Origin of the sequence: Pseudomonas sp. P1.31, assembly GCF_001269815.1 — a bacterium.
In the GTDB taxonomy this organism is placed as follows: Bacteria; Pseudomonadota; Gammaproteobacteria; order Pseudomonadales; family Pseudomonadaceae; genus Aquipseudomonas; species Aquipseudomonas rustica.
Genome location: NZ_LHVN01000039.1, coordinates 47,285 through 61,289, shown reverse-complemented (window position 1 = coordinate 61,289; position 14,005 = coordinate 47,285). Strand labels below are relative to the sequence as shown.

Below are 14,005 nucleotides of genomic sequence, written 5' to 3'. Positions count from 1 at the left end.
CTAAAAGATCGCAGCCTTCGGCAGCTCCTACAGGAGGGTGCGATTCATGTAGGAGCTGCCGAAGGCTGCGATCTTTTGATTTACCGAGCACTTAACGCGCTGCCTGCCTGGGCAACGCGGTTCCATAAAAACAACAGCGAGGTGAAAGCATGTCTGGCAATCGTGGTGTGGTGTATCTCGGCGCTGGCAAGGTCGAAGTACAGAAAATCGACTATCCGAAAATGCAGGACCCGCGCGGTCGCAAGATCGAGCACGGGGTCATTCTCAAAGTGGTTTCCACCAACATCTGCGGCTCCGACCAACATATGGTGCGCGGCCGTACCACGGCGCAGACCGGTCTGGTGCTGGGCCACGAGATTACCGGCGAGGTGATTGAAAAAGGTTCCGACGTCGAAAACCTGAAAATCGGTGATCTGGTCTCCGTACCGTTCAACGTCGCTTGCGGGCGCTGCCGTTCCTGCAAAGAGCAACACACCGGCGTCTGCCTGACCGTCAACCCGGCGCGTGCCGGCGGCGCTTACGGTTACGTCGACATGGGCGACTGGACCGGCGGCCAGGCCGAATACGTGCTGGTGCCGTACGCCGACTTCAACCTGCTGAAACTGCCGGACCGCGACAAGGCCATGGAGAAAATCCGCGACCTGACCTGCCTCTCCGACATTCTCCCGACCGGTTACCACGGCGCGGTCACTGCCGGCGTCGGCCCGGGCAGCACCGTTTACATCGCTGGCGCTGGCCCGGTCGGTCTGGCCGCTGCCGCTTCTGCACGTCTGCTCGGTGCTGCGGTGGTGATCATCGGCGACGTCAACACCATCCGTTTGGCCCACGCCAAGGCGCAAGGTTTTGAAATCGTCGACCTGTCGAAAGACGCGCCGCTGCACGAACAAATCGCCGCGCTGCTCGGCGAGCCGGAAGTGGATTGCGCGGTGGACTGCGTCGGTTTCGAAGCCCGCGGCCATGGCCACGACGGCGCGAAATCGGAAGCCCCGGCCACCGTGCTCAACTCGCTGATGGGCGTGGTGCGTGTTGCCGGCAAGATCGGTATTCCGGGCCTGTACGTCACCGAGGATCCGGGTGCCGTCGACGCCGCCGCGAAAATGGGCAGCCTGAGCATTCGCTTCGGTCTGGGCTGGGCCAAGTCCCACAGCTTCCACACCGGGCAAACCCCAGTGATGAAGTACAACCGCCAACTGATGCAGGCAATCATGTGGGATCGCATCAACATTGCTGAAGTGGTGGGTGTGCAGGTGATCAGTCTGGATCAGGCGCCGGAAGGGTACGGCGAGTTCGATGCGGGCGTGCCGAAGAAGTTTGTGATTGATCCGCATAAGTTGTTCAGTGCGGCGTAAGTAAAAAAAGGGCGACTTTCGTGTCGCCTTTTTTTTAGATCAAAAGATCGCAGTCTTCGGCAGCTCCTACACGGATCAATGTAGGAGCTGCCGAAGGCTGCGATCTTTTGATCTTAAGCAATCAGAGAGCCGCCAAGGCCCCTTGATACAACACCGGCCCCGTCGGCTGCCCGGTCGGCGAACCACCCTTAGGCTCCAGACTCACCGCCAACGCAATCGGCTGCCCGATCAAAACCTTCTGCGCCTCGCTCAACTCAACCTTGCCTTTGCCCCCCGCCGGAATCACCCCCAGCGAAATCGGTTTGCCATCCGCCGGAATCGCCCACAGTTCCAGACTGCGATCCGCATCAACCGCCGCCAGCGTCAGCGGCTCGACCTGCAGATAATCTTCATGCGCCTCAACTTTCAGCGCCGGTTGCGCACTGGCCGTCAACAGCGTCGCGGTGTACCGAGCATCATCACGGTTGTACAGCGAACCGAGGAATACCAACACGACGATTGAACAGACTGCCGCCATAACGCGCAGCCAATTCCAGAACGGACGCTTCTCGGGCACATGCAGCACTTGCGGTTCGATGCGCGCGGTGATGCCTTGCCACACGCGATCGGGCACCGGATGTTCCGGCAGGGATTCGGTGAGGCTGACCATTGTTTCCTGCCATTGCGCCACTTCCGCTCGCAACGCCGCGTCGTCCAGCAGCAACTGCTCAAACCGTCGCCGCGCAGGCGCCGACATCAGACCAATCGCGTAATCGGCTGCGAGCGCGCGGCGCAGAGCAGGGGCCTGGTAGTTCATGATTCAAGGCACCGGCGCAGGCGTTCCATGCCTCGGCGGATCCACGATTTCACCGAGCCCAGCGGCGCGGCCAAATGTTCGGCGAGTTCCGAGCAGGACAAACCCTGAAAGTAGGCGACGGTGATCGATTGGCGCTGCATGCCTTCGAGGGTTTCCAGGCAGCGGTTGAGGGCGTGAGCCTCACGGGCGCTGCTCAATTGATCGTGGGCCGAGGGGCTTTCGTCCTGCAGGGCATCCTGTTCGAGGTCGGTCAGCGGCCGGTCGCGGTGTTTGCGCAACTGGTCGATGGCCTGATTGCGGGTGATGTTGATCATCCAGGTCATCGGCGCCGACAGATGCGATTCGTAGCGCGAGGCGTTATTCCAGATCCGTACGAAGGCTTCCTGCAACACTTCTTCGGCCAGATCCGCGCGACCCATGAAACGCAGGGCCACGCCGTGCAGGCGCGGGCCGACGCTGCGGTACAAGGTTTCGAAGGCGCGCCGATCACCCAGTGAACACTGGGCCAACAGCTGCCTTAGCTGATCGGTCTCGGCGGTGGAAATAACGACTCTCCAGGCAATGGATGGGCGACGAGGGCTAGACTCGGGCTGTTCACAGGCTAGTTCAGCGACAGCGGTTGTGCCATTCATCGCGACAATTCCAGGGTTTCACGATTCATATACGTGAGACGGGGGAAAATGGATGCTCTGCACCGGAACATGCCGGCGTATCCTCGGTCAAACCGGCAGTTTCGCTGCCCATTGACGGGTAGTTTTCACAGCGCAAGAGGATGTCTGAATGAAGATTTCACGCGGTTTTGCCTTGGCATCACTCATGACCCTGGCGGCGAGCCCGGCGTTTGCCGGTTTCAGTCTGGACGACGTCACCAAGGCCGCTGCCAGCATGCAGGGCGGCAACGCTGCCACTGCCGCAGCGCCGACCTCGGAAACTGCCGGTTTGCTGCAAGCCGTCACCGGTCTGGGGGTTACGCCACAACAAGCCGTTGGCGGCACCAGCGCCATGTTGGGTCTGGCCAAGAACCAATTGAGCAGCACTGATTATTCGCAGTTGGCCAAAGAAGTGCCGGGCATCGACAAGCTGTCGGGCGGTAGCGGCAACCTGGCGGCGTTGAGCGGGTTGCTGGGTCAGTCCGGCAAATCCGCCGGTCTGGAAAATGCCTTGGGTAACGTCAAGGACACCAATGACCTGAACAACGCCTTTGGTGCGTTGGGCATGGACAGCGGCATGGTCGGCCAGTTTGCCCCGGTACTGCTCAAGTACCTGGGTGACCAAGGCGTCGGCGGTTCGCTGCTGACCAGCCTGGGCAGCATCTGGGGCGTCGGCGCCGGTAGCTGAGTCAGCGCCGCTCGTCGCGCAGTTCGGCGATGCGCTGATCCTTCTCGTTCCAGAGCTGGTTGACCCAGCTCTGGACGGTCTGGCGAAACGCCGGATCATTTTCGTAATCACCCTGCCACAGCGCCGGGTCGAGTTCGCGGGTCTTGATGTCGATGATGACTCTCGGCACGTTGCCGCTGATCAAATCCCAGAATCCTGGAATCCGTGCCTGTGGATAAACCACCGTCACATCAAGGATGGCATCCAGCTGTTCACCCATCGCCGCCAATACAAACGCCACGCCGCCGGCCTTGGGCTTGAGCAAATGGCTGAACGGTGATTGCTGTTCGGTGCTTTTCGCCGCCGTGTAGCGCGTGCCTTCCAGATAATTCACCACGGTTACCGGCTGACGCTTGAACAGCTCGCAGGCCTGTTTGGTGATTTCCAGATCCTTGCCCGCCAGCTCCGGGTTCTTCGCCAGAAACGCCTTGGTGTAGCGCTTCATGAACGGGTAATCCAGCGCCCACCACGCCAGACCCAGAAACGGTACCCAGATCAGTTCTTTCTTGAGGAAGAATTTGAAAAACGGCGTGCGTCGGTTCAGCGTCTGGATCAGCGCCGGAATGTCGACCCACGATTGGTGGTTGCTGATCACCAGATAAGACGTGTCGCCGCGCAGGCCTTCGCCGCCGCGAATGTCCCAGTGGGTGGGAATGCACAGGCGGAAAATCAGCTTGTCGATTTCAGCCCAGGTCTCGGCGATCCACATCACCGCCCCCGACGCGTAGTCGCGCCAACGGCCCGGCGCGACCAGTTTGAGCAGGGCAAACACCAGCAACGGCCCGATCAGGATCAGGGTGTTGAGCAATAGCAGCAGGGTGACGAAACAGCCGGTGAGCAGGCGGCGCATAAGCAACTCTATGACGTGGGTTGGGCGCGTCATGATAAGCAGCTTCGCGCGGCAGGCCAAATCGGCGCTGACGAATGTTTCACTTTATTCGCGTTAACCTGATTGTTCCCACGCTCTGCGTGGTAACGCCGCCCGGGACGCTCCGCGTCCCTGTGACGCAGAGCGTCACTGGATGCATGCCCACGCAGAGCGTGGGAACGATCAAGCGCGCAACGGTCTAAAATCCCGTTGCCCAACTCCCCAAGGAAGCCCCTTACGTGAAATCCCTCCTTGCACTGTTTGCCCTCGTCGCCCTGCCGGTCATGGCCGCCGAGCCGACCCTGTACGGCCGCTACGAATACATCGCGCTGCCGGAAATCGGCGGTGAAGTGCTCAAGGCCAAGATGGACACCGGCGCGCTGACCGCCTCGCTGTCGGCCAAGGACATCGAGACCTTCACCCGCGACGGCGAAGACTGGGTGCGTTTCCGCCTCGGCACCAAAGACGCCAGCAACAAAGTCTACGAACACAAAGTCGCGCGGATCAGCAAGATCAAGAGCCGTTCTGATGAAGAGGACGAGGGTGAAAGCACCGAAGTCGCCAAACGCCCGGTGGTCGATCTGGAGCTGTGCCTGGGCGACGTCAAGCGCACCGTCGAGGTCAACCTGACCGACCGCAGCAACTTCAATTACCCGTTGCTGATCGGTGCCAAAGCCTTGCGTGAATTTGGCGCTGCGGTAAACCCGGCACGGCGCTTTACCGCTGACAAACCTGACTGCTGAGCCAAGTGGTCTCATTGACGTAACGTCAGGCTTGGGGCACCGTTCGCGCACTCAACCACGGGCTCGGATGCCATGCCTCATATCCTGATTGTCGAAGACGAAGCGGCGATTGCCGACACGCTGATTTTCGCCCTGCAAGGCGAGGGGTTCGGCACCACGTGGCTGAACCTTGGCGCGGCGGCGCTGGAACATCAGCGGCAGACGCCGGCCGATCTGATCATCCTCGACATCGGCCTGCCGGACATCAGCGGCTTCGAAACCTGCAAACAGCTGCGACGTTTCAGCGAAGTGCCGGTGCTGTTCCTCAGCGCTCGCGATGCCGAGATTGATCGTGTGGTCGGGCTGGAGATTGGTGCCGACGACTACGTGGTCAAGCCGTTCAGCCCGAGAGAAGTCGCGGCGCGGGTCAAAGCGATCCTCAAACGCATGGCGCCGCGTCCGCCGATTGAAGCCACTTCGGCGCTGTTTCGTATCGACCCCGAACGCGTACAAATCATCTATCGCGGCCAGACGTTAAGCCTGACCCGCCACGAATTCCGTCTGCTGCAATGCCTGCTCGAACAACCCGAACGGGTGTTCAGCCGCGAGCAATTGCTCGATGCGCTGGGCGTCGCGGCCGATGCCGGTTACGAACGCAGCATCGACAGCCATATCAAAAGCGTGCGCGCCAAACTGCGGCTGGTGCGCGCCGAAGCCGAACCGATCCAGACCCATCGCGGCCTCGGTTACAGCTACAGCCCGGGGCACAGCTGATGTCGTTGGGGCTGCGGATTTTTCTGGTGTACGTGCTGTTTATCGGCCTGACCGGTTATTTCGTGCTCAACACGGTGATGGAAGAAATTCGCCCCGGCGTGCGCCAGTCCACCGAAGAAACCCTGGTTGATACCGCGAATTTGATGGCGGAAATACTTCGTGACGATTTCAAGGCCGGCACCCTCAGCGAAAATCGCTGGCCCGAATTGCTCCGCGCTTATGGTGATCGCCAGCCGCAAGCGACGATCTGGGGCTTGCCGAAAAATCAGGTCAATCACCGTATCTATGTAACCGACGCCAAAGGCATCGTTTTACTCGATTCCAGCGGCGTTGCGGTGGGTCAGGATTACTCGCGCTGGAACGACGTCTACCTGACCTTGCGCGGAGAATACGGCGCGCGTTCGACCCGCAGCGATCCGAACGACGCGAGCTCGTCGGTGATGCATGTCGGCGCGCCGATCCGCGATAACGGCAAGATCATCGGCGTGGTCACCGTGGCCAAACCCAACAGCTCATTGCAGCCTTACGTCGATCGCACCGAGCGACGTTTGCTGTTTTACGGCGCCGGTTTGATCGGCCTCGGCCTGTTGTTTGGCGCGTTGCTGTCGTGGTGGCTGAGTCGTGCGCTGCATCGCTTGACCGGTTATGCCCAAGCCGTCAGCGAAGGGCGCCGCGTGGAGGTGCCGCACTATCGCGGTGGCGAACTGGAGCAGCTCGCCACCGCCGTGGAACAGATGCGCACGCAACTGGAAGGCAAGGCCTACGTCGAGCGCTATGTGCACACGTTGACCCATGAACTGAAAAGTCCGCTGGCGGCGATTCGTGGCGCGGCGGAGTTGCTGCAAGGCGACATGCCGCCGATTCAGCGCCTGCGTTTTGTCGGCAACATCGACAGCGAAAGTGCGCGGATGCAGCAACTGATCGAGCGGCTGCTGAATCTGGCGCAGGTCGAACAACGGCAAGGCCTGGAAGAGCGGGTTGCGGTGCCGTTGGCGGTGTTGGTGGATGAGTTGTTGCAAGCCCAGGCGGCGCGGATTGAAGGGAAGCAGTTGCGAATCGAGCAGACGATTGCGGCGGATCTGTTGTTGATGGGCGAGCCGTTTCTGTTGCGTCAGGCGCTGGGTAATCTGTTGGAGAATGCGCTGGATTTCACCCCGAAGCAGGGGCTTTTGCGTTTCAGTGCCGAGCGGGTTGATGAGCAGATTGAATTTCGTTTGTTCAATCAAACAGCGGCGATTCCCGGTTATGCGCTGCCGCGATTGACCGAGCGTTTTTACTCGCTGCCGCGCCCGGACAGTGGCCGCAAGAGCACGGGGCTTGGGCTTAATTTTGTTGAAGAAGTGGTGAAGTTGCATGGTGGTTCGATGCTGATTCGCAATGTCGAAAATGGTGTGGAAGTGATATTGCGCCTGTCCTGAAATTGCCAAAAGATCGCAGCCTTCGGCAGCTCCTACATGGATTGCGTATATCCGTAGGAGCTGCCGAAGGCTGCGATCTTTGGATCTTTCCACACAATCTCCATATTCCCCCCACAAAACCCCCACACCCCATCCCCAGACTCCCCCCATCAAAACAGGGAGAGTCCCATGAACAAAAATCTGACCATCAAGCTCGGTGCCATCGCGCTGCTGATCCTGCTATTGCTGATCCCGCTGTTGATGATCGATGGCGTCATCGACGAGCGCCAACAGCTGCGCGACGGCGTCCTCGAAGACATCGCCCGCAGTTCCAGTTACAGCCAGCAGGTCAGCGGCCCGGTAATGGTGGTGCCGTATCGCAAAGTGGTGCGCACCTGGAAAACCAACGAAAAAACCAATAAGCGTTACCAGGAAATCGGCGAAGAGCGCGGGCGTTTGTACTTTCTGCCCGAGCGTTTTGAACTCGACGGCCAGGTGCAAACCGAACTGCGTAAACGCGGGATCTACGAGGCGCGACTGTTCCATGCCGACAACCGTATCAATGGCCATTTCTCACTGCCGGCGCAGTTGGGCATCAAGGAAGATTTCGCGGACTACCAGTTCGACGCGCCGTTTCTCGCCGTCGGCATCAGCGACATTCGCGGCATCGAAAACGCCCTGAAACTTGAACTTGATGGTCAGCGTCTGGACTTTGTTCCGGGCACGGAAGTGGCCTGGCTCGGTGAGGGGGTGCGGGTCACGCTGCCGACGCTGGATACCAGCAAAACCACCGAGCTGGCGTTCGCCTTCGATCTGCAACTGCAGGGCACCGGTTCGTTGCGCGTGCTGCCGGTGGGCAAGACCAGCAGTGTCAGCCTCGGCGCGAATTGGCCGCATCCGAGCTTCATCGGTAACTTCCTGCCGGCCAAACGCGAGATCAGCGATCAGGGTTTCAAGGCCGATTGGCAGACCTCGTTTTTCTCCACCAACCTGCAGGAAGCAATGCATCGCTGTGTGATGGGCGATTGCGAGGCGTTCAACAGCCGCAGCTTTGGCGTGAGTTTTATCGACCCGGTGGATCAGTACCTGAAGAGTGACCGAGCGATCAAATATGCGTTGCTGTTTATCGTCCTGACGTTCGCCGGTTTCTTTCTCTTCGAAGTACTGAAAAGTCTCGCGGTGCACCCGGTGCAATACGCGCTGGTCGGTGTCGCGTTGGCGTTTTTCTATCTGTTGCTGCTGTCGCTGTCGGAGCACATCGGGTTTGCCCTGGCGTATCTGCTGTCGGCCAGTGCTTGTGTGTTGTTGATCGGGTTTTACGTTTGCCACGTGCTGCGCAGCGTGCGCCATGGCTTGAGTTTTTCGGCGGGGTTGGCGGCGTTGTATGGGCTGCTTTATGGGCTGTTGAGCGCGGAGGATTACGCGTTGTTGATGGGCTCGTTGCTGCTGTTCGGCTTGCTCGGTGTGTTTATGGTGCTGACGCGCAAACTGGATTGGTACGGGATCGGGCAGAAAACGGCCAAGCCGTTGGAATTTGATATCGGGGTGGTGGAATGAGCCGGTCGCTGGGGTTGCGCGAGGATCAGCGAGAAGGGGAGGTTTTGGCGGCACGCATAGCCGGACTGTTTCAGGGCTTGGGTGACAAGCGCAAGTCTCGTCTAACATTGAGTGATTTCGCATCGAGAGCCCGGCATGGAATCCGACCGACTGTTGCACCGTAATACGCCGACGCTGGCAGTGGTCGATCCTCGTGGGTTGGCCATTGCTTCGGTTGCCTACTATCGCGCAACCAACGCTGAAGTTCTTCCTGAGCCGCGAGTAACACGAGAGACCTTCGATGCTGCGGGGCGATCTGTGGCGAACTGGGATCCTCGTTTGGGTTCAACTGAAACACCAATTGCTTCGCTGACAGCCGTGCCGGATTTTTCGGGACAACCGCTGCTGACGGTGAGTGTCGACGCCGGCTGGCGATTGTCCTTGAATAACCAGATAAATCAGCCGCAACTGAGCTGGGACGGAGCTGGCAATACAACACGTGTCCATTACGACTCGATGGGCAGGCCGACGAGTATCGAGCAAGCACCTGTCGACGCAAATGCGAGCTGTGTAGAGCGCTTGTATTACGCGGGGTCGAAGGTCGACGCCAGCCTGCGAAACCAGTGCGGTCGATTGATCCGCCATGCCGATACCGCGGGGGTGCGAAGCGTTACTGATTACGGTCTGCAAGGGGCACCGCTGACGGAATCGCGGCGTTTTTCAGTCTCGCTTGATCATCCGCACTGGCCGATCAACGAGCCTGAACAGGATGCGCTGCTGGAGCCAGGTAAAGACAAAATCTACCGCACGCATTGGCGCTACGATGCATCGGGCGGGTTACTTGAACAAGCTGATGCGGCCGGGCATTTTCGGCGTCACGCATACACGGTGGATGGACAGTTGCAGTGCACTTGGCTGACGGTGATGGGGCAATCCGAGCAATTGCTGGTCAGCGATATCGCCTACAACGCGACCGCGCAGGTCGAGCAAGAAACAGCCGGAAATGGGGTCGTCAGCAAAAGTATTTACGATCCTGCTGATGGCCGCCTGCGACAGTTGCTGGCGGGTCGAGGTAATCGCCGGCTGCAGGATCTGCATTATGAACATGATGCCGTGGGCAACATTGTCTGCATGACAGATGAATCGCAACCCACCACCTGGTTTGCCAATCAACGTGTTGTTGCAGTCAATCGCTATGGATACGACACGCTTTATCAATTGATCAAAGCCACTGGGCGAGAAGTGAAATCGGCCGGCGACGGGCCGCTTTTGCCTGAGCTGATCTCACCCGTCGACCCCTCTCATTTGCAGAATTACAGCCAGTCCTGGATCTACGATGCAGGGGGCAATCTGCTTGAGCAACGGCACAGCGCTAAACCGACGCTATTCATGGATATAGACACGGGGAGTAATCGCGGGCTGCCGCGCATTCAAGGGAAGCGCGCTGATTTTGCTGCTTGTTTCGACCTCAACGGCAATTTAAAGGCGCTGTCACCCGGCCAGTCATTGTGCTGGACGGGGCGCAATCAACTGAGTGAAACCGTTTTGGTCACTCGTGGCGATGCCCAACATGACTGCGAGCGCTATGTCTACGATGCCGCAGGAATGCGGGTGCGCAAAGTTCGGGTCAGCAAAGCCGACAGCGTCGTGCGAACCGTCGAAGTTCGTTATTTGCCGGGACTGGAACTGCGCACCGAAGGCGCGGGGAGCGCAGTCGAAGTTCTGCACATGATCAGTGTGCAAGCGGGCCGCAGCATCGTTCGTCTTCTGCACTGGGAGCGAGGTCAGCCTGAGGGAATCGAAGAGGATCAGTTGCGTTACAACCTCGATGATCAGTTGGGCAGTTGCACGTTGGAGTTGGACGGCCGAGGCAACATCATCAGTTATGAAGGCTATTACGCCTACGGTGGTACGGCTTGGTGGATGGGCCGTTCGCAAGTCGAAGCCAAGTACAAGTTTGTTCGGTATTCCGGTAAAGAGCGGGATGCCAGCGGTTTGTATTATTACGGCTATCGTTACTACGCGCCGTGGTTGCAGCGCTGGGTAAATCCGGATCCTGCGGGGATTCTAGATGGGTTGAATGAATATTGTATGGTTGGCAATAGTCCGATTGGCCATCGAGACGTTTTGGGATTGTATACGGGGATAGATGACGAAGATCAATTCGTTGATGCGAAAATTTTGGGTCGTGGAAGGGCAGGTTTTTCCCGAGAGCAATTGGGACGTATCGACACCGCGTTAGCTTATGCACAAGAAATAGCGGCTGGCGCATTCGAAGTGCTCATCGATGATAGAGATAGGCGTTTCAGTTGGGTTGCCGATCGTGTATTTGGTGGCTCAATGTCTGAAAAAGAGCTGGCAGTTTATACAAGTGCAATGCGTGGGGCAGTTGGACTCTATATGAAAGGGGGGAGTAGGAGCGACCAGTTAGCTAGATTTAAATCAAATGATCCGCAATCGTTAACGACCGCCAAAGTTATTACCGGTGATATACATAAAAGAATTTTTCTAACGAAGGGTGCAATGGGGGACGGAAATCTATCCGATACGATTACACTGGCTTTAACGTTGATTCATGAGATTACGCATCTGGAATTCAATACGAGGGATATACACTATTACTCAGTTTCTGAATCGGACGTCAGTATTCAAGATTACTGGCAGCATCTCGAAAGTCGAGTCGGCAGGGTTATGTCTAGCAGTCGTGCAGATACGGAAATACTAAAGCGCATAGAAACTATTGAGCCGGATTTTTTAAAAAGAAATCTTGGCACTTCTGATCTAAATAAAATCAGATCGAGGTTCTCTCAATACAAACCCATGGCGATGAAGTTTAATGCTGACTCGATCACGATGAGCCTGGCAATTTACGGGCTCCCCGCATTGGAAAAAAGAATATCCAGAAGTGGGGGGGCGTCTCCTGTGCATTCTTTTAAACGTGAGCCAACTCCAGACTACGATTGAGCAAAGTGGCTCGCCCATTCGAGAGCGGGCCACAACACTAGCTTTAAGCCTTGGGCATCGTCGCAATCATGGACGGTCGCTGACTCACTTCAAAAAACCAGTTAGCCAGTTGCGGATTAGCTTCACGCCAGCCCAGGTCGGGGAAGCGCAGATCCAGGTAACCCAACGCACTGGCGACGCTGATCGCGGCCACATCGAAGTGGCTGGTCAGCTCGGCAATCGCATCGTGCTCCAACAGATTCAGCGCACGACGGATCTTCTCGCGTTGCGCCTCGAGCCATTCATCCCAGTGTTTTTCCGGGGCGCGCAGGACTTGTTCGTAACGCACCATCACCGAGGCGTCCATGATCCCGTCGGCCAGCGAGGCGAGGGTCAGACGGCGCCAGCGGGCCGAGCCTTCGCGCGGGATCAGCGGGTTGCCGACGTGCTGGTGGTCGAGGTATTCGAGGATCACGCGGCTGTCATGGATGACCGTGCCGTCGGCCAGGCGCAGGGCCGGGATTTTTCCTAGCGGGTTGTCGGCATTGAGCTCGGCGCTGGGGCTGACCGGGGAGAGCACGCAGTCTTGCAGGGCAACGCGATCCTGCTGACCGGTTTCGTGGAGCAGCACCATCACTTTGCGCACGAATGGGGAGAGGGTGTTGTGGTACAGGGTCATGCTGGGGGCGGACATTGGCAGGGTCTCGATCAGAATGGTGAAGGGGCAGCATAGCCTGTCAGGATGCGAGCTCAAGCCTTGCGCTGAAGCAAATGTAGGAGTGAGCCTGCTCGCGATAGCGGTAGTTCAGTCAACGTTGATGTTGAATGTGATTGCGCTATCGCGAGCAGGCTCACTCCTACAGTGGTTTCTCAGCTTCGCAGCAGTAATCCTTTAAGGGCCAGGAAGGCCGGCACACCTAGCCCGATCCAGCTCAGCGCATCCCAGATCCCGTCCCCCAGCAACGCCGCAAACAGTCCCGCCGCACTCAGAAGACCAATCACCAACGGCGTGCTGAAGACTTTCCAGAAGTTCGACTGACGCGGCTTCATGCAGAGGCCTCCGCCGTTTCCAGCACAGGTTTGACAGCCTTGCGCCGCACCACCCACAGATACACGCCGCTGCCGAGAACGATGATGGTCAGCACATCGAGCGTGGCCCAAAGGATCTTCATCGGCATGCCGCCGTAATCACCAAAGTGCAGCGGTTGCGACATGCCCATCGCGTCCATGTACCACGGTCGTTCCGCGACAGCGGTGACCTTCAGCGTGGTGGCGTCGATCAGCACCGGCGTCAGCAGATGCGACGTCAGGTGCGTGCCGCCCTTCATGAACACCGAGTAATGGTGTTCGCTGGAGAAGCGTGTGCCGGGGAAGGCGATGAAATCCGGTTTCATGCCCGGCGCAGCTTCGCCGGCAATGTCGAGCAAACGCGTGGCGGGCGCCAGTTGTGTCAGCGGTGGCGCGTCGCGGTAAGGTTCGATCAACGCGCTCAGGGCCTCGTTGCGCCATGCGGCGATCAGCAGATCGGCGCAGGCACTGATCACGCCAGTCACGCCGACGACCAAGGCCCAGGTCAGCGTCACCACGCCAATCAGGTTATGCAGGTCGAGCCAGCGCAGCCGCGTGGATTTGTCCTGACGCACCGTGCCGAACTTCAGCCGACGCATGAACGGCAGGTACAGCACCGTGCCCGAAACAATCGCCACGACAAACAATAAACCCATAAACGCCAGCAGCAGTTTGCCCGGCAACCCCGCAAACATGTCGACGTGCAGGCGCAGGATAAACAGCATCAAACCGCCGTTGGCCGAAGGGGTTTCCAGTGCTTCACCGCTGCGCGCGTCGAGCATGAAGGTGTGCGAGGAGTTCGGTTCGGTGCCGGCGGTTTTTGCCATGATCGCAAACGCAGCGTTTGGCTCTTCGTCGTCGTAACCGAAGTACTGCATGACCTCGCCCGGCCGATGTTTCTGCGCGGCATCCACCAGTTGTTGCAGGTTGAGTTGCGGCGTGTCGGCCGGCATCTCTCGCAACTCGGGGGCATTGCCCAGCAGATGATCGATTTCATGGCTGAAAATCAACGGCAAACCGGTCAATGCCAGCATCAGCAAAAACACGGTGCAGATCAGGCTGGTCCAGGTGTGGATAAACGACCAGCGACGAATTGTTTTACTTTTCATTTCATGACCTTCAAAAACACCAAAGCCGTCCACGAGGGACGGCCTGGTAACAGGGCCTGTTTCAGC

13 protein-coding genes are annotated in these 14,005 nt (G+C 58.5%); 7 read left to right on the top strand and 6 right to left on the bottom strand.

What is annotated here, in order from left to right:
* The first annotated feature begins 149 nt into the window (after positions 1 to 149).
* Positions 150 to 1,349 (top strand): formaldehyde dehydrogenase, glutathione-independent, encoded by a 1,200-nt coding sequence (fdhA, locus tag AD669_RS24960; RefSeq protein ID WP_008086916.1) that lies wholly within the window; start codon positions 150 to 152, stop codon positions 1,347 to 1,349.
* 121 nt (positions 1,350 to 1,470) lie between these two features.
* On the opposite strand, the gene AD669_RS24955 is transcribed toward fdhA, so the two are convergent.
* Together AD669_RS24955 and AD669_RS24950 are read right to left on the bottom strand one after the other, a co-directional pair.
* Positions 1,471 to 2,145: an anti-sigma factor domain-containing protein gene (locus AD669_RS24955; protein WP_053124533.1), complete on the bottom strand. Its 675-nt coding sequence runs from the start codon at positions 2,143 to 2,145 to the stop codon at positions 1,471 to 1,473.
* Positions 2,142 to 2,777 (bottom strand): sigma-70 family RNA polymerase sigma factor, encoded by a 636-nt coding sequence (locus AD669_RS24950; protein WP_053124531.1) that lies wholly within the window; start codon positions 2,775 to 2,777, stop codon positions 2,142 to 2,144. The genes AD669_RS24955 and AD669_RS24950 overlap by 4 nt, the downstream gene beginning before the upstream one ends.
* 148 nt (positions 2,778 to 2,925) lie before the next feature.
* Here AD669_RS24950 and AD669_RS24945 point away from each other — a divergent pair, with 148 nt between their 5' ends.
* A complete protein-coding gene (locus AD669_RS24945; protein WP_053124529.1) occupies positions 2,926 to 3,483 on the top strand; it encodes a DUF2780 domain-containing protein in 558 nt (185 codons plus the stop codon).
* A gap of 1 nt (position 3,484) precedes the next feature.
* Here AD669_RS24945 and AD669_RS24940 read toward each other — a convergent pair whose 3' ends face one another.
* On the bottom strand, positions 3,485 to 4,372 hold the full coding sequence (locus AD669_RS24940) for an acyltransferase (protein ID WP_053124527.1): 888 nt from the start codon (positions 4,370 to 4,372) through the stop codon (positions 3,485 to 3,487).
* Positions 4,373 to 4,629: 257 nt separating this feature from the next.
* On the opposite strand from AD669_RS24940, the gene AD669_RS24935 reads away from it, so the two are divergent.
* From AD669_RS24935 to AD669_RS24915, 5 genes are all read left to right on the top strand, one after another.
* Positions 4,630 to 5,133 carry an ATP-dependent zinc protease gene (locus AD669_RS24935; protein ID WP_053124525.1) on the top strand — a complete coding sequence of 168 codons (504 nt, stop codon included), beginning with the start codon at positions 4,630 to 4,632 and terminating at the stop codon, positions 5,131 to 5,133.
* Positions 5,134 to 5,205: 72 nt separating this feature from the next.
* Entirely contained in the window at positions 5,206 to 5,886 is a 681-nt protein-coding gene (gene creB, locus AD669_RS24930) for a two-component system response regulator CreB (protein WP_053124523.1), read from the top strand.
* Entirely contained in the window at positions 5,886 to 7,304 is a 1,419-nt protein-coding gene (gene creC / locus AD669_RS24925) for a two-component system sensor histidine kinase CreC (protein WP_053124521.1), read from the top strand. Before creB ends, creC begins: the two co-directional genes overlap by 1 nt.
* Before the next feature lie 168 nt (positions 7,305 to 7,472).
* Entirely contained in the window at positions 7,473 to 8,840 is a 1,368-nt protein-coding gene (gene creD / locus AD669_RS24920) for a cell envelope integrity protein CreD (RefSeq protein WP_053124519.1), read from the top strand.
* Between the two features lie 135 nt (positions 8,841 to 8,975).
* The gene (locus AD669_RS24915; protein WP_053124516.1) at positions 8,976 to 11,783 is read left to right on the top strand and encodes an RHS repeat-associated core domain-containing protein; all 2,808 of its coding nucleotides are present in this window, start codon (positions 8,976 to 8,978) and stop codon (positions 11,781 to 11,783) included.
* 43 nt (positions 11,784 to 11,826) lie between these two features.
* Here the strand turns inward: AD669_RS24915 and AD669_RS24910 are convergent, their stop codons facing one another.
* From AD669_RS24910 to AD669_RS24900, 3 genes are all read right to left on the bottom strand, one after another.
* A complete protein-coding gene (locus tag AD669_RS24910) occupies positions 11,827 to 12,456 on the bottom strand; it encodes a glutathione S-transferase (protein ID WP_053124515.1) in 630 nt (209 codons plus the stop codon).
* Between the two features lie 176 nt (positions 12,457 to 12,632).
* Positions 12,633 to 12,812: a hypothetical protein gene (locus AD669_RS24905; protein ID WP_053124513.1), complete on the bottom strand. Its 180-nt coding sequence runs from the start codon at positions 12,810 to 12,812 to the stop codon at positions 12,633 to 12,635.
* A complete protein-coding gene (locus AD669_RS24900) occupies positions 12,809 to 13,939 on the bottom strand; it encodes a PepSY domain-containing protein (RefSeq protein WP_053124550.1) in 1,131 nt (376 codons plus the stop codon). Before AD669_RS24900 ends, AD669_RS24905 begins: the two co-directional genes overlap by 4 nt.
* Positions 13,940 to 14,005 lie beyond the last annotated feature (66 nt).